Source organism: Streptomyces sp. RK62, assembly GCF_018070255.1.
GTDB lineage: Bacteria > Actinomycetota > Actinomycetes > Streptomycetales > Streptomycetaceae > Streptomyces > Streptomyces nigra.
In genome coordinates this window covers 165,196-182,239 of the sequence record NZ_JAGPYD010000013.1, presented here as the reverse complement: position 1 = coordinate 182,239, position 17,044 = coordinate 165,196, and the positions used below count along the sequence as shown (strand labels likewise).

The following is a 17,044-nucleotide window of genomic DNA, read 5'->3' as shown; positions in this document are numbered from 1 at the left end:
CTGTCGTCTGTGTGACGGCATGCCCCGATACGGGTTGCCGTATGTGCCCATCGTGGGGTACGGCACTGACAATCCGTTCCGACCTGGGGTTTTGCCTCGATCGCAAGTTCGGGCTACCTTTTGAACTGACCAGTCAGTTCAAAGAGATGAGGGGGCGGGGATGGGGGGAACCGTGGCAGCCGACGGCGTCACGGCCCGGGACCTCGGACTCCGGGGACCGCGCGGATGGGCGTTCCGCGCGGTCTCCTTCGAGGCCGGGCCCGGTTCGCTGATCACGATCGAGGGGCCGTCCGGCAGCGGCCGTACCTGTCTTCTGCTGGCCCTCACCGGGCGGATGAAACCCACCGAGGGCACGGCGACGGTGGCGGGGGCGGAACTGCCCCGGCGGATGGCGGCGGTGCGGCGCGTCAGCGCGCTCGCCCATGTGCCCGGGGTCACCGACCTCGACCCGGCGCTGACCGTCGCCGAGCACCTGAGTGAACGCGCCTTGCTGCAGCGGCGGTTCGGCGACTCGCTACGCGCGCTGCTGCGTCCGCGGCAGGAGGGGCGTGCGGCGCGGCGGGAGCGGATAGAGAGCGCGCTGACGGCCGCGGGTCTGGACCTGGAGTCGCTGCCCAAGGGCGCGCGCACCGCCGTACGGGATCTGGAGCGCGCGGAGGCGCTGCGGCTGTCCCTGGCGCTCGCGCTCATCGCGCGCCCGCGCGTGCTCGGCGTCGACGACACCGACCTGAAGCTCTCGGACGTCGAACGCGTCGCGATCTGGGAGCTGTTGAGGTCGATCGCCGCGTCCGGGACCACGGTCCTGGCCGTGTGCAGCGAGGCCCCGGACGGGACGGTACGGGTGTCCACGGCAGGGACGGCCGAGGAGGCCGACACCGGCGCCGACACCGAGAGCGAGTCCGAGTCGGAATCCGACTCCGAGTCCGACTCCGAGTCCGACGAGAACGGCACCGACGGAAAGGAGGCCGCCGATGCGATCGCCCAGGCTGGCCGCGCTTGAGCTGCGGCGCTTCGGCCGGGGGAAGCTGCCCCGGGCCGCGCTGGTCGCCCTCCTCGTGCTCCCCCTGCTGTACGGCGCGCTGTACCTGTGGTCCTTCTGGGACCCGTACGGCCGGCTCGACCGCATCCCCGTCGCCCTGGTGAACGAGGACGCGGGGGCGACCGTGAGCGGGAAGAAGCTCAGGGCCGGCGACGACATCACCGAGGGGCTGCACGAGAGCGACGTCTTCGACTGGCGCGAGGTGAGCGCCGCCCAAGCCGAGAAGGGCGTCGAGGACGGCACGTACTACCTGTCGCTGACCATGCCGTCCGACTTCAGCCGGCGGATCGCCTCCAGCGCCGGCGAGAGCCCTGAGACCGGTGCCCTCCAGGTGCGGACGAACGACGCCAACAACTACATCGTCGGGCAGATCTCGCGGACGGTCTTCAGCGAGGTGCGCGACGCCGCCTCCACCAAGGCGTCGCGGTCCTTCCTGGACCGCATCTTCGTGTCGTTCTCCGACATCCACGGCGAGACCGTGAAGGCCGCGAACGGCGCCGACAAGCTCGAGGGCGGCATCGGCAAGGCCGAGAAGGGCTCCAAGGACCTCGCCAAGGGCCTGAAGGACGCAAAGGAAGGCAGCGGCGAACTGTCGTCGGGGCTGAAGAAGCTCGACAAGGGCGCGCGGGACCTGGAGAACGGCTCGCGGCGGGTCGCCGCGGGCACCGGGGCGCTGGCCGACAAGGTGAACGCCGTCGACCGGAAGGTCGGCCCGTTCCTGGCGGGCAACGAGAAGACCATCGGCGACACCGCCCGGCTGGTCTCCGACACCTCGGGCGCCCTGCGCAACAACCTCGACGACCTCGTCGAACGCGCCCCGGGAGCGGCCAAGGGCGCCCACGCCGCCTCCGACGTGCTGGACACCGTCTATCAGGCGCGCTGCGAGGACGCCGTCCTGTCCGACCCGGCCTGCGCCGACCTGAAGAAGGCCAAGCAGTCGGCGGCCGACGTGGCGACGATCGCCGACGACCTGAACACGCTGATCGCCGACCAGCACGGCGATCTGAAGAAGCTCGACAAGAACCTCGCCACGCTCCAGAAGCAGGCCGACGCCCTCGCCGAGCGCGCCCCCCGGCTCTCGGAGGACCTGGACGACGCCGTCAGCCGTATCAACAAGCTGAACGACGGCGCAGCGAAGGTCGCCGCCGGCGCCAAGAGGCTGCACACCGGTCTCGGCACGGCGAAGTCCGGCGCCGTGGACCTGGACACCGGTGTGGGCCGGCTCAAGTCGGGCGCGTACGACCTGAGCGGCGGCATGTACAAGCTGGCCGACGGCTCCGGCAAGCTCTCCAACGGGCTGCACGAGGGCGCCGGGAAGATCCCCGACTACGACAAGAAGGACCGCGACCAGCGCACCGAGGTGATGGCCGACCCGGTCCAGCTGGTCTCCCGGGACATGCACAAGGCGCCCAACTACGGCACCGGTTTCGCCCCGTACTTCATCCCGCTGTCCCTGTGGGTGGGCGCGATGGTGGCGTACATGCTGATCGCGCCGATGAACCGGCGCGCGCTCGCGGCGGGCGCCTCGGCGTGGCGGATCGCCCTGGCGGGCTGGCTGCCGGTGGTCGCGATCGGCGTGCTGCAGACCGTGGCGCTGATGGCGGTGCTGCACTGGGCGATCGGGCTGCAGATGGCGCGGGCGGCCGGGACGGTCGGCTTCCTCTTCCTGGTGACGGCGTGCTTCGCGGCGATCGTGCAGTGGCTGAACGCACGCTTCGGCGCGGCCGGGCGGATCCTCGTCCTGGCGCTGCTGATGCTCCAGCTGACGTCGGCGGGCGGCACCTACCCGGTGCAGACCAGCCCGGGATTCTTCAACGCGCTGCACCCGTTCCTGCCGATGACGTACGTGGTCGAGGCGCTGCGCCGGCTCATCACGGGCGGCGGGCTGCAACCGGTGTGGACGGGATGCCTGGTCCTGGCCGCGTTCACGGCCGGCGCCCTGGCGCTGACCGCGCTGTCGGCCCGCCGCCGGCAGGTGTGGACGCTCGACCGGCTGCACCCGGAGCTGAGCCTGTGAGCGGGCGCGGGACAATCGGGGCCATGGAAAGCAGCAACGCCGCGTCGGGCGGCAGCACGCGCCGTGAGGCCACCCGGCAGAAGCTCTACGAGGCGGCCGTCACGCTCATCGCCGAACAGGGCTTCTCCGCCACCACGGTGGACGAGATCGCCGAGCGTGCCGGGGTGGCGAAGGGCACCGTCTACTACAACTTCGCCAGCAAGTCGGTCCTCTTCGAGGAGTTGCTGCGGCACGGGGTGGGGCTGCTGACGGCCTCCCTGCGCGACGCCGCCGAGACGACCGCGCGCGAGGGCGGCGGCAAGGTGGACGCGCTCGACGCGATGATCCGCGCGGGCCTCGTCTTCATCGACCGCTACCCGTCGTTCACGCAGCTCTATGTGGCCGAGCTGTGGCGGACCAACCGGGCCTGGCAGTCCACGCTGATGGTGGTCAGACAGCAGGCCGTGGCGGTCGTCGAGGACGTGCTCCGCGAGGGTGTCGAGGGCGGTGAGTTCAGCGAGGAGATCGACGTTCCGCTGACCGCCGCCGCGCTGGTCGGCATGGTTCTGGTGGCCGCGCTGGACTGGAAGTCGTTCCAGCCGGAGCGCTCCCTGGACGACGTCCACGCGGCGCTGTCCCGGCTGTTGCAGGGCCGGGTGAGCGGGCGCCGCTGAGGTCCCGCCGGCACACACGAAAGCGCCGGTCCGTGACGGCCGCGTCCCCCGCGGGCCGTCATCGGACCGGCGCCTTCTCGTGCCCCCCCGTACTCCCCCGTTTCCTGCTGGACCCCCGTTCGGTCCGTCCCCCGGGTCCCCCGGTCTCGCTCCCGCCGACGCCGGGCCGGCGGAAGGAGCGGATCCGGGGCCGCTCCGTTCCGGCGCCCCGTGTCGCCGGTGCCGGAGCCGATCCCCTTCTCCGTGCCTCCACTCTCCCGTCCGGGCAGGTCGCGGCCCATCCGCGCGCGTACTCATCTCCACGGCTAGGTACGGGTACTCAGGGGTGCGCGCCCGGCCCCATGACCCGCCGTCGCCGACTGGCTACGATCACCCCCGTGTCCGTACTCCCCCTGGTGTTCACGAGCGGCTGGGCGAGCGGTGTCAACGCGTACGCGGTGGTGCTGCTCCTCGGCATATTCGGCGCGACCGGTCTGAGCGACGACGTCCCCGAGGCGCTCCAGCGCCCGGACGTGCTGATCGCGGCCGGCGTGCTCTTCCTCTGCGAGGCCGTCGCCGACAAGATCCCGTACGTGGACTCGGCCTGGGACGCGGCGCACACCGTGATCCGCCCGGTGTCCGGCGCGGTCGTCGCCGCGCTGCTCGCCGGTCAGAGCGGTTCGGTGCCGGAGCTGGCGGCGGGCGCGGTCGGCGGTTCCACGGCGCTGGTCAGCCATCTGGTCAAGGCCGGGACGCGGATGGCGGTCAACAGCTCCCCGGAGCCGTTCAGCAACATCCTGGTGAGCCTCGCCGAGGACCTCGGCGTCGCCGCGCTCATCACCTTCGCGATCTTCCACCCCGTCGCGGCCGCCGTCGTCACGGGGGCCCTGCTGCTGGCCGGGGTTCTGATGCTGTACTTCCTCGTCTCGCGGATCCGGCGCTTCCTGCGGCGCCGGGCCGAGCGGCGGGCCGAGAAGCGGCTCGCGCGCAGCCCGTTGCCCCAACGGCCCGCCTGAGCTGGGACGCGGCCCGGCGGACCGGTTGTCGGTGGCGGCCGATAAGGTCCCCTGCATGGCACGGATTGCGGTGATCGGCGCCGGGATGGGCGCCTTGGCGGCCGCCGCCCGGCTGGCCGTCGCGGGCCACCGGGTGGCGGTGTACGAGCGGACGGAGACGTACGGCGGAGCGGTGCGCCGCTTCGAGCGCGACGGCTTCGCCTTCGACACGGGTCCCGGGCTGCTCCCGCTGCCCGCCGTGTACCGCGACCTGTTCGTCAAGACCGGCAAGGAGCCGCTGGAGGAGTGCGTCGGCCTCGTGCAGGTCGACCCGTCCGCGCGGCACCTCTTTGCGGACGGCTCCGAGACCGCGCTGCCGAACGCCTCACGCGCGGGCGTCGTCTCCGCCCTGGACGAGGCGCTGGGTGCCGGGGCCGGCCGCCGCTGGGGCGACTTCCTGGTCCGCGCCCGCGAGACCTGGGACCGCACCCGCAGACCGCTGCTGGAGGAGCCCCTGTGGCCCGACTGGCAGGTGCTGGCCGAGCGCGAGCCCTACCCTGCGGTGCCCCACAAGCGGCTGTTGCGCACCCGGCGCGCCGGCACCCTCGCCGAGGTCGGCGCCTGGGAGCTGCGCGACCCCCGGCTGATCGCCCTCCTGGAGAGCTACGCGCTGGCGTACGGCCTCGATCCCCGCGCGGTGCCGGCGAACGCGGCGGTGCTGCCGTACATGGAGCACGCCTTCGGGACCTGGTATGTGCGCGGCGGGCTGCGGGAGTTGGCGCGGGCCGTCTACGAGCGGTGCCTGGCCCGCCGGGTGGAGTTCCACTTCGGGGCGGAGGTCGCCGCGATCCTGGAGAAGGACGGCCGGGCGGCCGGGCTGGAGCTGGCCGACGGCACCGCGGTGGAGGCCGATCTGGTGGTGTCCGGGGTCGCGCCCGGCGTCCTGGACCGGCTCGTGCGGGGGACGGCGGTGCGCGCCGAGGGCGAGGTCCCGCCCCTTCGCGGGGCGCCGAGCCGGCTGACGGTGCTGCTGGCCCTGCGCGGCGGCCGCCCGGAGGGCACGGCGCATCGCACGGTGGTGCACGCCGAGGACCGCGACGCCGAGCTGGACGCCCTGTTCGGCGCGGCGCCCGGCATGGCCGCGCGTCCCACGGTGACGGTGCTGCGGCCCGGTGACCCGGCGCTGGTCCCGGACCCCGCTCATGAGACGGCCGTGCTGGTGGCGACGGTGCCGGCCGGGGGCGGTTCCGCCGAGGAGACGGCCCGGCGCGCGGACGACCTGATCACGGTCGCCGAGCGGGCTCTGCCGGAGCTGCGGAAGCGCCTGCTGTGGCACGAGGTTGTGACGCCGGCCGACGTGGAGGAGGCGACGGGCGCGGAGGGCGGCGCGGTCCCCGCCCCGGCGCTGGCCGCGGCCGGCGGGCGGATGCTGCACGCCTCCAACGGCACGGCCCTGTCGGGGCTGTTCACGGTCGGCGGCTGGTCGCACCCCGGCGGCGGGCTTCCGCACGCGGGCATGTCGGGCGCGCTGGTGGCCGGGCTGATCGTGGAGGGGCCGGACTTCCAGGGCTCGCAGTGAGACGGGCGTGAGCCCCGGCGCGCGGATCCGTCAGAAACGGTACTGCTCGTCGTAACCAGGGCCCTGCTGCTGCCCGTTGCCCTGGTAGTACTGCTGCTGCTCGGGCGGGAGCTCGCCGCCGTACTCGTCGGTGCGCTGCTGCGGGACCCAGACGCCGGCGGCCGGGGTGCCGTCGGGATAGGTGCCGGTGGCGTACGGGTCCTGCCCGTAGGCCTGCTGCTGGTCGTACTGCTGCTGCCCGTAGGCGTCGTAGGAGCCGCCGCCGTAGGTCTGGGTGCCGATGTACGGGTCCGAGTAGGCGGCGTACTGCTGCTGGCCGTTGGCGTCGTAGCCGTACTGCTGCTGGTCGTACCCGGCGTAGCCGTCGTACCCGTAGCCCTGGTCGGCGGTGGCGTACTGCTCCTGGGACTGGCCCGCGTCGGCGTAGCCCTGCTGCTGGGCGGCGGCCGCGTAGGCGGCGTCGCTGTAGACGCCGTAGGAGCCGGTGTCCTCCGGCAGGGGCTGCGGCTCGTAGACGGCGGACGACTCGGCGCCGCCCCGGCCCCCGCGGGCGGGGGTGAAGACGTCGTCGCGGTCGTAGTCGTCGGCGATCTGTCCGGTGTCGGCCCGGCCGTAGCCGGTGTCGTCGTCCGCGTAGCCGTCGCCGGCCTCCAGGTCGGAGACCTCCAGGGTCGGCTCCTGGCGGTCCTCCTCGTCGCGGCGGCGCTTGGCGCCGGCCAGCGGGCCGAGGGCCGGTGCGGAGACCGCCCAGCCGGCGGAGAAGCCGCGGCGGAACGACAGCGTGACGTAGGTCTGCCCGACGGCGAAGGCCGCGGCGCCCAGTCCGATGACGATCACGGACGGGATGAGCACGCCGAGGACGACGCCGAGGAAGCCGACGAAGGCGACCAGCCGCCAGCGCAGCCGCGCCTTGTACTGCAGCAGCACCTCGCCGAGCAGCCACAGCGCGACGACGCCGAACGCGATGTAGAGGACCGTCAAGCCCATGTACGCCCCTCTCCCAGTGGCCGCCTACGCAGTGTGACGTATATCAGGACGACCGGTCTAGGCCTGCGGTGGGTGGTGCAGGCCCAGGTTCTCGTGGATTTCCAGTGTCGCCGTGGAGTTGTTGAGCGTGATGAAGTGCAGTCCGGGCACTCCCTCGGCCAGAAGCCGCGCACAGAACTCGGTGGCGAACTCGATACCGATGGAGCGTACCGCCGCGGGATCGTCCTTCGCTGTGAGGATCCGCTCTCTGAGGGCGTCCGGGAACGCGGCGTTGGTGAGCGAGGGGATCCGCTCCAGGGTCCGTACGCTGGCGATGGGCATGATCTCGGGGATGATCGGGGTGTCGCAGCCGGCGGCGGAAACCCGGTCGCGCAGCCGCAGATAATCCTCCGGTTCGAAGAACATCTGGGTGATCGCGTAGTCCGCGCCGGCCCGGCACTTGTCCACGAAGTGCCGGACGTCGGTCTCCCAGTCGGCTGAGCGCGGGTGCATGGCCGGGAAGGCCGCGACACCGACGCAGAAGTCGCCGGACGCCTTGATCAGCTCGACGAGCTCGGCGGCGTAGGCCAGGCCCCGGGGGTGCGGCACCCAGTCGCCCAGCGGGTCGCCGGGCGGGTCGCCGCGCAGGGCCAGCATGTTGCGGATCCCGGCGTCGGCGTACTGCCCGATGATGTTGCGCAGGTCGGCCACGGAGTGGTCGACGGCGGTGAGGTGGGCGATCGGCGTGAGCGTGGTGTCCGAGGCGATGGCCTCGGTCGCCTTGACGGTGCCGGCGCGCGTGGAGCCCCCCGCGCCGTAGGTCACCGAGACGAAGTCGGGGCGTACGGCCTCGACCCTGCGCAGCGCGTTCCACAGGTTCCGCTCGCCCTTCGGGGTCTTGGGGGCGTAGAACTCGAAGGAATACGTCGTCTTGCCGGTCGCGAGCATGTCGCGCACGGTACGAGCGTGGTCCGACCTGATGGATGCGGTGCCGAGGGCCATACTCGCAGGTTAACCAGGGGTACCCGGTCCCCCAACCGGACGCCGGACATTTGCCCGATTTGTCGGCCCGCTGTCCACGCCTTGGACAGATCGGGGCCGAAAAGCGCCCCGGACACCCCTCCAAGATCTCCGGCCGCCCACCATCCGAGACGGCTCGGCACGGAAATGAGACGGCGGAAAAGAAGACGGACCGGTTCAGTCCTGCCGGAGCCGCTTCGCGAACTCCGCCGCGGCCGCCCCGGGGTCGTCCGCCTCCGTGACGGCCCGGACGACGACGACCCGGCGGGCCCCGGCGTCCAGCACCTCGTCGAGGTTGCCGAGGTCGATGCCGCCGATGGCGAACCAGGGGCGCCCGGTGCCGAGGGCGGCGGTGTGCCGGACCAGGCCGAGACCGGGGGCGTGGCGGCCGGGCTTGGTGGGGGTGGGCCAGCAGGGCCCGGTGCAGAAGTAGTCGACGCCGTCCTGGCGGGCGGCCGCGGTGGCCTCCGCCTCGCTGTGCGTGGAGCGGCCGATCAGGACGTCGGGGCCGAGGATCGCACGGGCGGCGGAAACGGGCAGGTCGCCCTGGCCGAGGTGCAGGACGTCGGAGCCGGCGGCATGCGCCACGTCGGCCCGGTCGTTGACGGCGAGGAGCTTGCCGTGCCGGGCGCACGCGTCGGCGAACACGCGCAGATGCTCCAGCTCCTCGGCGGCCTCCATGCCCTTGTCGCGCAGCTGCACGATGTCGACGCCGCCGGCGAGCACGGCGTCCAGGAACTCCGCGAGGTCGCCCTGGCGCCTGCGGGCGTCGGTGCACAGATAGAGCCGGGCGTCGGCGAGTCGCGCGCGGGCGGTGCCCGCGGTGGCGGTGTCGGACATACGGAGCCCCCTGGGGTCGGTGGTGCCGGTCGGATGCCGGACGCAGGCACCGTACCCAAAGCCGCCGACGGGGTCGCCCGGCGGGCAGGGCTGTCCCGCGGGGCGCGGCGAACCGGCGCCACACCCCGAGGGTGTTCACCCGGGCGGCCGGGCCCGGGTCACCGGTCGACGGCGGCCCGGGGCCGGCCGCGTGGGCCGGGCGGTGTGCGGGTCAGACGGCGAGCGCCTGGGCGCGGCGCTTCACCTCCGTGCCGCGGTTCTCGCTCAGGGCCTGCGCCGGCGTGCCGGGCAGGGAGGGGTCGGGAGTGAAGAGCCACTCCAGCATCTCTTCGTCCGTGAAGCCGTCGTCCCGCAGGAGCGTCAGGGTCCCGGACAGGCCCTTGACGACCTTGTCCCCGTCGATGAAGGCGGCGGGGACGTGCAGCGCGCGGTTCTCACCCCGGCGTACGGCGATGAGCTGGCCCTCCTTGACCAGCTGCCGGACGCGGGTCACCTCCACGCCGAGCATCTCGGCGATGTCGGGGAGGGTGAGCCAGGCGGGGACGAGAGCATCGATCTTTGCGTCAATCTCGGTCACGGGAACAAGCCTGCCATCTGGCACCGACAGTCGGAAGCCAGGCCGGTCCGCACGGGCACGGCCGTCGCCCCCGCGCGCTACGCGATCGCCGACTTCAGGGGCCGCGCGGGGTCCGCCAGCAGGGTGGCGTCCATCGGCGTGCCCGCCTCGATCAGCCTCCGTCCCTGGGCCAGGTCCCGGGGCCGGCCCACCGCCAGGAGCGCGGTCAGCCGCCCCTCGCGCAGCCAGCACACCGACCAGGCCGGGCCCGCCGGGTCGCCGCGCCACAGCAGCGTGTCGGCGCCCGGGTGGTGTCCGGCGTACTGCACGAACCGGCCGAACTGCTCGGACCAGAAGTAGGGCACGGGGTCGTAGGGCGCGACGGCCTCGCCGAGGATGTCGGCGGCGACCGTGCGCGGCCCCTGGAGGGCGTTGTCCCAGTGGTGGACGAGCAGGCGTTCGCCGTAGCGCCCGGAGGGGAAGGAGGCGCAGTCGCCGACCGCGTACACGTCCGGCGCCGAGGTGCGCAGCCGGTCGTCGGCCAGGACCTCGCCGTGCGCGCCGAGCGCGATGTCCGAGCCGGTCAGCCAGGCGGTGGCGGGCCGGGCCCCGATGCCGACGACGACGGCGCCCGCGGACACCCGCGTGCCGTCGTCCAGGACGACCTCGCCGGGTTCGGCGCGCTCCACGCGCGTGCCCGTGCGCAGCACCGCCCCGCTGTCCGCGTACCAGGCGGCCATCGGCGCGGCCACCTCGGCGGGCAGGGCGCCCGCGAGCGGCCGTTCGGCGGCCTCCACGACGGTGACCGCGCAGCCCGCCTCACGGGCGGCGGTGGTGAACTCGGCGCCGATCCAGCCCGCGCCGACGACCACGACGTCGTGCTGCCGGGCGAGCACCGGGCGCAGCCGCTCGGCGTCGTCCAGGGTGCGCAGCAGATGCACACCGGGGACGCCCTCGGTGCCCGGCAGCCGCAGGGGCTCGGCACCCGTGGCGAGGACCAGCACGTCGTAGGGGACGGGCCCGGCCTCGGTGTCCAGGACGTGGTCGGCGGTGCGGACGCCCAGCACCTCGCGGCCGAGCCGCAGTTCGACGCCGAGCGCCTCGAAGTCGACGTCGAAGGCGGAGCCCTCGGCGGTGCCGAGCAGCACCGCCTTGGACAGGGGCGGGCGGTCGTACGGCTGGTGGGGCTCGGCGCCGATCAGGGTGATCGTCCCGGTGAAGCCCTTCTCCCGCAGGGCGACCGCCGTCTGCACACCGGCCATGCCGGCACCGGCGACGACCACGGACCGCTGCGACTGGGTGGTTGGCTCGCTCACCCGCTCACCATAGACACTCGTCGTCAGCTCGGGTTCCGGCCCCGGCCGCGGCGCATGGCGAGGAGCGCGCCCGCACCCATGGCCACCGCCGCGGCGGCCACACCCGTGAGCGGCAGCGCCGAGGAGCCGGTGTCCGCCAGTTCGCCGCCGTTCGAGTCGTCGCCACCCGTCGACGACGACCCGCCGGCCGAGCCGCCCGTGGAACCGCCTGACGAGCCTCCCGTGGAGCCGGCCGACCCGCCGCCCGTCACGTCCAGGGTGATGTCGGCCTTGTCGTTGGCCTTGTCGGGGTCGAACGAGCGGCGTTCGGGGCTCAGCGCGATCGAGCCCTTGGCGCCGGCGATCCGCTTGTCGATCCTCAGCTTGAAGGTGTATTCCATCTGGGCGTCCTCGGGCATGTTCATACCGAGGTGTGCGGGGCAGTTGTACGTCCCGCCCTTGTCGTGGCAGTAGTAGTCACGCTTGACCACCGACGTTCCGGCGGGAAGCTTGATGAGGACGTGGACGCCCGGCACCTCGCCCTCCTCCAGGAGCCAGGCGGGCCCGGCGTTGGCGAACCTCACCTTCATCGTCACCGTGTCACCGGCCCTCCCGCTCAGCGCGGCACCCGTCACGCGATAGTCGGCCGTGTTGACAGTGGTGACCGGCACGTGGACGTACTTCGCGGAACCCGCGCCACCGGCCGGCCCCTCGACCAGTTTCACCGCCGGCGCGGTCCCCGGCACCGACGGCTCTCCGTTCTCGTCGTCCGACGGGGCGTCCCCGTACCCGACACGCAGCCGCAGCCTGTCGTGGTACGCGCGGTCCAGTGCCTCGACCCGGAGAGGCTTCCCGGGCGTGAGCACGACGCCCGGCTCCACCGCCTGGTCGTACGCGCACGTCGCGGTCCAGTACTCGGGCATCTCGTCGTAGGACCTGACGTGCTGCACACGGCAGTTGGAGGGGACGTCCACGAGGTCGAGCCCCCGGGTGACGGAGTAGGAGACCCACGCCGTCCGGGCGGTCACGGTGCCCTTGTTCGCCACGGTGACCGGCAGGTCGAACGTGCTCCCCGGCCGCAGCCCGTGGACCGGCTCGACTCCGCCGAGGACCAGGTCGGGCGCGGCTTCCTCGCCGAAGGCGGCGGGAGCCGCGGCCAGCACGATCAGGCCGGCGACGACAGCGGCACTTGGGGCACGACGGCTGTGCGGGGGTCTGTGCATGGCAGATCCTCTGCTGGGACGCGGGCGGACGGACGGCGCCCACCGGGGAACAGTCCTTGGACCGCTAGACCCCTGCCGGCCGGCAACGGTTGTACGTCCCGCACATGACGGACCGTCAGTCGGATGCGAGGACCTGCTCCACCACGCTGGTGCCGCTGCCCTGCTGCGACTCCCACTCCCAGGTCTCCGCCAGACGCACGCGCCCGTCCGGGAGTTCGCCCACCGTGGACACGCAGTGCCCGGAGGAGGTCGTGCCGTCCCGCTTCAGCTGCACGTACCGGAAGTCGAGGCGGTCGCCGTCCCGGGTGCCGACGAGGTGCCCGCGTACGACGTCGCCGCCGCTGTACTCGGCCCAGATCACGCCGTCCCGCTCGTGGTACGTGAACCGGGTGCGCGTCCCCACCTGCCCCGGTGCCTGGTCGGCGACGGGGGCGAGGACGAGACCGTCGAGTGAGCGGGCCATGCGGGGAGGCTCCCTTACCGATACCGGGGACTGCGGGCTAGGGTGGCCACCGTAGAGCACTCGCGGGAGCCCGGACGCACCGGGCTGAGAGGGAGGCTGGCGGCCTCCGACCGTACGAACCTGATCCGGGTCATGCCGGCGAAGGGAGGGGCTGGACGCCCATGTCGCGTACGCGTACCTCAGACGTCCTCGTCGTGGGGGGCGGGATCATCGGCCTGGTCACGGCGTGGCGGGCCGCGCAACGCGGGTTCGCCACCGCCGTGGTGGACCCGGAGCCGGGCGGCGGGGCCGCCCGGGTGGCGGCCGGGATGCTGGCCGCGGTCACCGAACTGCACTACGGCGAGCAGACCCTGCTCGGCCTGAACCTCGACTCGGCCCGCCGCTATCCGGACTTCGCGGCCGAGCTCACCGACCTCACCGGACACGCCCTCGGCTACCGCAGGTGCGGCACGCTCGCCGTCGCGCTGGACGCGGACGACCGCGCGCATCTGCGCGAGCTGCACGCCCTGCAGAGCCGTTCGGGGCTGGACTCGGAGTGGCTGACGGGCCGGGAGTGCCGGCGCCTGGAGCCGATGCTGGCGCCCGGGGTGCGCGGCGGGCTGCGGGTGGACGGCGACCACCAGATCGACCCGCGGCGGCTCACCGGGGCGCTGCTGGCCGCCTGCGAGCGGGCCGGCGTCACCTTCCACCGGACCTGGGCCGAGCGCCTGGACGTCACCGCGGACCGGGCCACCGGGGTCACCACCACGGACGGCAGCCGGCTGGCCGCGGACCGGGTGGTCCTCGCGGCGGGCAGCCTGAGCGGCCGGCTCGCGGGCGTCCCCGACGCCGTACGGCCGCCGGTGCGGCCCGTGAAGGGGCAGGTGCTGCGGCTGACCGTGCCCAAGGGCCTCGCGCCGTTCCTGAGCCGGACGGTGCGGGCGGTGGTGCGCGGCAGCCAGGTGTATCTGGTGCCGCGCGAGAACGGCGAGCTGGTCGTCGGCGCGACGAGCGAGGAACTGGGCTGGGACACCACGGTGACCGCCGGCGGTGTGTACGAGCTGCTGCGGGACGCCCACGAGCTGGTGCCCGGCATCACCGAGCTGCCGCTGACCGAGACCCGGGCGGGCCTGCGCCCGGCCTCCCCCGACAACGCGCCGCTGCTCGGCCCGACCGCGCTGGACGGGCTGCTGCTCGCCACCGGGCACGGCCGCAACGGCGTACTGCTCGCCCCGGTCACCGGGGACGTCCTGGCGCACGTCCTGACCTCCGGTGAACTGCCGGACGTGGCCCGTGACTTCACCCCGCTGCGGTTCGCCGCCGTCCGCGAGGAGCAGCCCGCATGAACATCTCGCTCAACGGCGAGCGGCGCCGGGTCGACCCCGGTACGGCGCTCGACACCGCCGTACGGCTGCTCACGCGGGCCCCCTCCGGGGTGGCCGCCGCCCTGAACGAGACCGTCGTCCCGCGCGCGCAGTGGCCGTCGACGCCGCTGCGCGAGGGGGACCGCGTCGAGGTCCTGACCGCCGTGCAAGGAGGCTGACCCATGGCCGACGACCCCCTCGTCATCGGGGACCTGACCCTCATCTCCCGGCTGATCATGGGCACGGGCGGGGCGCCCAGCCTGGACGTCCTGGAGCGGGCGCTGGTGGCGTCCGGGACGGAGCTGACGACCGTCGCGATGCGCCGGGTGGACCCCTCGGTGCACGGCTCCGTCCTGTCGGTGCTGGACCGGCTCGGCATCCGGGTGCTGCCGAACACCGCGGGGTGCTTCACGGCGGGCGAGGCGGTGCTGACGGCCCGCCTCGCGCGCGAGGCGCTCGGCACGGACCTGGTGAAGCTGGAGGTCATCGCCGACGAGCGGACCCTGCTGCCCGACCCGGTCGAGCTGCTGGACGCGGCGGAGACGCTGGTGGACGACGGTTTCACGGTGCTCCCGTACACCAATGACGACCCGGTGCTGGCGCGGAAGCTGGAGGACGCCGGATGCGCGGCGATCATGCCGCTGGGCTCACCCATCGGCTCCGGGCTCGGCATCCGCAACCCGCACAACTTCCAGCTGATCGTGGAGCACGCGCGCGTGCCGGTGATCCTGGACGCGGGTGCCGGTACGGCCTCGGACGCGGCGCTCGCGATGGAGCTGGGCTGTGCCGGTGTGATGCTCGCCTCGGCGGTGACGCGGGCCCAGGAGCCGGTGCTGATGGCCGACGCGATGCGGCACGCGGTGGAGGCGGGCCGGCTGGCGCGCCGGGCGGGCCGCATTCCGAGGCGGCACTTCGCGGAGGCGTCCTCGCCGGTGGACGGACTGGCGCGGCTGGACCCGGAACGGCCCGCGTTCTGAACGTACGTTCGATCAAGGCGCCCGAAGGCTGAGGTGTCCGTCACAGGACGGTCGCAGTCCCGCCCCGATCCATGCGGGACCGGACGGGGTGTCGGTGTCGGCTCGTACACTCACCTGCGTGGATACGACCCTTCAGGACCCTCTGGTCGGGCAGGTGCTCGACGGCCGGTATCGCGTGGACGCGCGGATCGCGGTCGGCGGGATGGCCACGGTCTACCGGGCCCTGGACACCCGCCTCGACCGCGTGCTCGCGCTCAAGGTGATGCATCCGGCGCTGGCGGTGGACGGGGCGTTCGTCGAGCGGTTCATCCGGGAGGCGAAGTCCGTCGCCCGGCTGGCCCACCCGAACGTGGTGCAGGTCTTCGACCAGGGCACCGACGGGTCGTACGTCTATCTCGCGATGGAGTACATCGCGGGCTGCACCCTGCGCGACGTCCTGCGCGAGCGCGGGGCGCTCCAGCCGCGGGCCGCGCTCGACATCCTGGAGCCGGTGCTCGCCGCGCTCGGCGCCGCGCACCGTGCGGGGTTCGTGCACCGCGACATGAAGCCGGAGAACGTCCTGATAGGGGACGACGGCCGGGTGAAGGTCGCCGACTTCGGACTGGTGCGCTCGGTGGACACCGTGACCAGCACCACCGGCGCCGTCCTCGGCACCGTCTCGTATCTCGCGCCCGAGCAGATAGAGCAGCCGGGCGCCGCCGACGCCCGTGTCGACGTGTACGCGTGCGGGGTCGTCCTCTACGAGATGCTGACCGGCGAGAAGCCGCACGACGGGGACTCCCCCGCCGTGGTGCTCTACAAGCATCTGCACGAAGACGTGCCGCCGCCCTCCGCGGTGGTGCCGGGCCTGGCCTACGAGCTGGACGAGCTGGTCGCCTCCGCGACCGCCCGCACCCCGGGCGTCCGCCCGTACGACGCCGTGGCCCTCCTCGCGCAGGCCCGCGTGGCGCGCCAGGCGCTCACCGACGAGCAGCTGGACGCGATGCCCCCGCAGGCGCTGTCCGACGGGCACGACAACGCGGACGACCGTACGAGCGTGATCCCGCGCGGGCTGACCGTGCCCCGCCCGCTGCCGGTCGACGGGGACGAGCCCGTGCACCGGACCAGCCGTCTGGAGATGCCCCCGGCCCCGCCGGCCGGGCCGCCCCGCGCGCGCGCCTCGCGCCGGCCGCGCGGCCCGATGGTCGTGGTGGCCGCCGTGCTGCTGGCCCTCGGCCTCGGCGCGGGGATCTGGTACATCAACTCCGGGCAGTTCACCGAGGTCCCCCCGCTGCTGTCGAAGAGCGAGGCGCAGGCCAGGGACCGTCTGGAGCAGGACGGGCTGGACCTCGGCAAGGTGCGGCGGGCGTACAGCGACACCTTCGACCGCGGCACGGTCATGAGCACCGACCCGAAGCCGGGCGCCCGCATCCGGCAGAACGACTCCGTGGACCTGGTCGTCTCCCTCGGCCCGAAGACGGTGAAGGTGCCGGACCTCAGGGACCGCACGCCGGCCCAGGCGCGGGCCGCGCTGAAGGAGCGCGGTCTGGAGCCGGGCATGGTCACGCGGGAGTTCGACGACGAGATCGCGCGCGGCTCGGTCATCTCCACGTCCCCGGGCGAGGGCACCACGGTCCGCTCGGGCTCGGCGGTCGCGCTGACCGTCAGCAAGGGCAGCCCGGTCGACCTCCCGGACGTCACCGGCGAGAGCCCCGAGGACGCGCGGGCCGAGCTGGAGGAGGCCGGCCTGAAGGTGCGGATCGCGCCCGGCCGGGTCAACTCGGAGTTCGACGCGGGTCTGGTCGCCCGGCAGTCGCCGGGCGAGGGCACCCAGGCGGCCGAGGGCGACACCGTCACGCTGACCCTCTCCAAGGGCCCCGAGATGATCGAGGTCCCGGACGTGGTCGGCGACAGCGTCGACGACGCCAAGGCCCAGCTGGAGGCCGCCGGCTTCGAGGTCGACGAGGACCGCGGACTGCTCGGCCTGTTCGGGGACACGGTGAAGAAGCAGTCCCCGAAGGGCGGGGACAAGGCGCCGAAGGGGTCGACGGTCACCATCACCATCCGGTGAGGCCGGTGACGGCGGGCGGGGGCGGCCGGGTGACCGGGTGACCGGGCCG

The 17,044-nt window shown here is 73.4% G+C and carries 16 protein-coding genes and 1 riboswitch; of the genes, 9 read left to right on the top strand and 7 right to left on the bottom strand.

Annotation, left to right across the window (positions count from 1 at the left end):
* Positions 1 to 160: 160 nt before the first annotated feature.
* The 5 genes from KBY32_RS25370 (at position 161) to KBY32_RS25350 (ending at position 6,262) form a co-directional block, all read left to right on the top strand.
* Positions 161 to 1,000 (top strand): ATP-binding cassette domain-containing protein, encoded by an 840-nt coding sequence (locus tag KBY32_RS25370; RefSeq protein WP_210981768.1) that lies wholly within the window; start codon positions 161 to 163, stop codon positions 998 to 1,000.
* Positions 972 to 3,056, top strand: coding sequence for a YhgE/Pip family protein (locus KBY32_RS25365; protein WP_210981767.1), 2,085 nt, complete (start codon positions 972 to 974; stop codon positions 3,054 to 3,056). The genes KBY32_RS25370 and KBY32_RS25365 overlap by 29 nt, the downstream gene beginning before the upstream one ends.
* 23 nt (positions 3,057 to 3,079) lie before the next feature.
* The gene (locus KBY32_RS25360) at positions 3,080 to 3,709 is read left to right on the top strand and encodes a TetR/AcrR family transcriptional regulator (RefSeq protein ID WP_055624562.1); all 630 of its coding nucleotides are present in this window, start codon (positions 3,080 to 3,082) and stop codon (positions 3,707 to 3,709) included.
* A gap of 377 nt (positions 3,710 to 4,086) precedes the next feature.
* A complete protein-coding gene (locus KBY32_RS25355) occupies positions 4,087 to 4,704 on the top strand; it encodes a DUF4126 domain-containing protein (protein WP_055624561.1) in 618 nt (205 codons plus the stop codon).
* Between the two features lie 55 nt (positions 4,705 to 4,759).
* A complete protein-coding gene (locus KBY32_RS25350; RefSeq protein WP_210981766.1) occupies positions 4,760 to 6,262 on the top strand; it encodes an NAD(P)/FAD-dependent oxidoreductase in 1,503 nt (500 codons plus the stop codon).
* 30 nt (positions 6,263 to 6,292) lie between these two features.
* Here KBY32_RS25350 and KBY32_RS25345 read toward each other — a convergent pair whose 3' ends face one another.
* The 7 genes from KBY32_RS25345 to KBY32_RS25315 all read right to left on the bottom strand — a co-directional run bounded on the left by KBY32_RS25345 (position 6,293) and on the right by KBY32_RS25315 (position 12,625).
* Positions 6,293 to 7,249 (bottom strand): hypothetical protein, encoded by a 957-nt coding sequence (locus KBY32_RS25345; protein ID WP_210981765.1) that lies wholly within the window; start codon positions 7,247 to 7,249, stop codon positions 6,293 to 6,295.
* Positions 7,250 to 7,306: 57 nt separating this feature from the next.
* Positions 7,307 to 8,230 carry a methylenetetrahydrofolate reductase [NAD(P)H] gene (gene metF, locus KBY32_RS25340; RefSeq protein WP_055624558.1) on the bottom strand — a complete coding sequence of 308 codons (924 nt, stop codon included), beginning with the start codon at positions 8,228 to 8,230 and terminating at the stop codon, positions 7,307 to 7,309.
* A 195-nt stretch (positions 8,231 to 8,425) separates the two neighbouring features.
* Positions 8,426 to 9,088 (bottom strand): thiamine phosphate synthase, encoded by a 663-nt coding sequence (gene thiE, locus KBY32_RS25335; RefSeq protein WP_210981764.1) that lies wholly within the window; start codon positions 9,086 to 9,088, stop codon positions 8,426 to 8,428.
* Between the two features lie 211 nt (positions 9,089 to 9,299).
* Positions 9,300 to 9,665: an Rv2175c family DNA-binding protein gene (locus tag KBY32_RS25330; protein ID WP_004001914.1), complete on the bottom strand. Its 366-nt coding sequence runs from the start codon at positions 9,663 to 9,665 to the stop codon at positions 9,300 to 9,302.
* Positions 9,666 to 9,742: 77 nt separating this feature from the next.
* A complete protein-coding gene (locus KBY32_RS25325) occupies positions 9,743 to 10,906 on the bottom strand; it encodes an NAD(P)/FAD-dependent oxidoreductase (RefSeq protein WP_247689989.1) in 1,164 nt (387 codons plus the stop codon).
* 77 nt (positions 10,907 to 10,983) lie between these two features.
* Positions 10,984 to 12,162, bottom strand: a complete 1,179-nt coding sequence (locus KBY32_RS25320) for a hypothetical protein (protein WP_210981763.1) — start codon at positions 12,160 to 12,162, stop codon at positions 10,984 to 10,986.
* 115 nt (positions 12,163 to 12,277) lie between these two features.
* Positions 12,278 to 12,625 carry a hypothetical protein gene (locus tag KBY32_RS25315; RefSeq protein WP_055624554.1) on the bottom strand — a complete coding sequence of 116 codons (348 nt, stop codon included), beginning with the start codon at positions 12,623 to 12,625 and terminating at the stop codon, positions 12,278 to 12,280.
* A gap of 52 nt (positions 12,626 to 12,677) precedes the next feature.
* Positions 12,678 to 12,789, top strand: a riboswitch (TPP riboswitch).
* Between KBY32_RS25315 and thiO the strand changes: the two genes are divergently transcribed.
* The 4 genes from thiO (at position 12,787) to pknB (ending at position 16,995) form a co-directional block, all read left to right on the top strand.
* Positions 12,787 to 13,950 (top strand): glycine oxidase ThiO, encoded by a 1,164-nt coding sequence (thiO, locus tag KBY32_RS25310; RefSeq protein ID WP_210981762.1) that lies wholly within the window; start codon positions 12,787 to 12,789, stop codon positions 13,948 to 13,950. Its footprint overlaps the riboswitch before it by 3 nt.
* Entirely contained in the window at positions 13,947 to 14,147 is a 201-nt protein-coding gene (gene thiS / locus KBY32_RS25305; RefSeq protein ID WP_055624552.1) for a sulfur carrier protein ThiS, read from the top strand. Before thiO ends, thiS begins: the two co-directional genes overlap by 4 nt.
* A 3-nt stretch (positions 14,148 to 14,150) precedes the next feature.
* Positions 14,151 to 14,945 carry a thiazole synthase gene (locus tag KBY32_RS25300; RefSeq protein WP_210981761.1) on the top strand — a complete coding sequence of 265 codons (795 nt, stop codon included), beginning with the start codon at positions 14,151 to 14,153 and terminating at the stop codon, positions 14,943 to 14,945.
* A gap of 118 nt (positions 14,946 to 15,063) precedes the next feature.
* Entirely contained in the window at positions 15,064 to 16,995 is a 1,932-nt protein-coding gene (gene pknB, locus KBY32_RS25295) for a Stk1 family PASTA domain-containing Ser/Thr kinase (protein ID WP_210981760.1), read from the top strand.
* The last annotated feature ends 49 nt before the right edge of the window (positions 16,996 to 17,044 follow it).

What these genes read in the sequence shown, in the direction of transcription:
- KBY32_RS25370 (WP_210981768.1), top strand. Translation starts at nt 161, where the DNA reads ATGGGGGGAACCGTGGCAGCCGACGGCGTCACGGCCCGGGACCTCGGA.
- KBY32_RS25365 (WP_210981767.1), top strand. Translation starts at nt 972, where the DNA reads ATGCGATCGCCCAGGCTGGCCGCGCTTGAGCTGCGGCGCTTCGGCCGG.
- KBY32_RS25360 (WP_055624562.1), top strand. Translation starts at nt 3,080, where the DNA reads ATGGAAAGCAGCAACGCCGCGTCGGGCGGCAGCACGCGCCGTGAGGCC.
- KBY32_RS25350 (WP_210981766.1), top strand. Translation starts at nt 4,760, where the DNA reads ATGGCACGGATTGCGGTGATCGGCGCCGGGATGGGCGCCTTGGCGGCC.
- KBY32_RS25345 (WP_210981765.1), bottom strand. Translation starts at nt 7,249, where the DNA reads ATGGGCTTGACGGTCCTCTACATCGCGTTCGGCGTCGTCGCGCTGTGG.
- metF (WP_055624558.1), bottom strand. Translation starts at nt 8,230, where the DNA reads ATGGCCCTCGGCACCGCATCCATCAGGTCGGACCACGCTCGTACCGTG.
- thiE (WP_210981764.1), bottom strand. Translation starts at nt 9,088, where the DNA reads ATGTCCGACACCGCCACCGCGGGCACCGCCCGCGCGCGACTCGCCGAC.
- KBY32_RS25325 (WP_247689989.1), bottom strand. Translation starts at nt 10,906, where the DNA reads ATGGCCGGTGTGCAGACGGCGGTCGCCCTGCGGGAGAAGGGCTTCACC.
- KBY32_RS25320 (WP_210981763.1), bottom strand. Translation starts at nt 12,162, where the DNA reads ATGCACAGACCCCCGCACAGCCGTCGTGCCCCAAGTGCCGCTGTCGTC.
- KBY32_RS25315 (WP_055624554.1), bottom strand. Translation starts at nt 12,625, where the DNA reads ATGGCCCGCTCACTCGACGGTCTCGTCCTCGCCCCCGTCGCCGACCAG.
- thiO (WP_210981762.1), top strand. Translation starts at nt 12,787, where the DNA reads ATGTCGCGTACGCGTACCTCAGACGTCCTCGTCGTGGGGGGCGGGATC.
- thiS (WP_055624552.1), top strand. Translation starts at nt 13,947, where the DNA reads ATGAACATCTCGCTCAACGGCGAGCGGCGCCGGGTCGACCCCGGTACG.
- KBY32_RS25300 (WP_210981761.1), top strand. Translation starts at nt 14,151, where the DNA reads ATGGCCGACGACCCCCTCGTCATCGGGGACCTGACCCTCATCTCCCGG.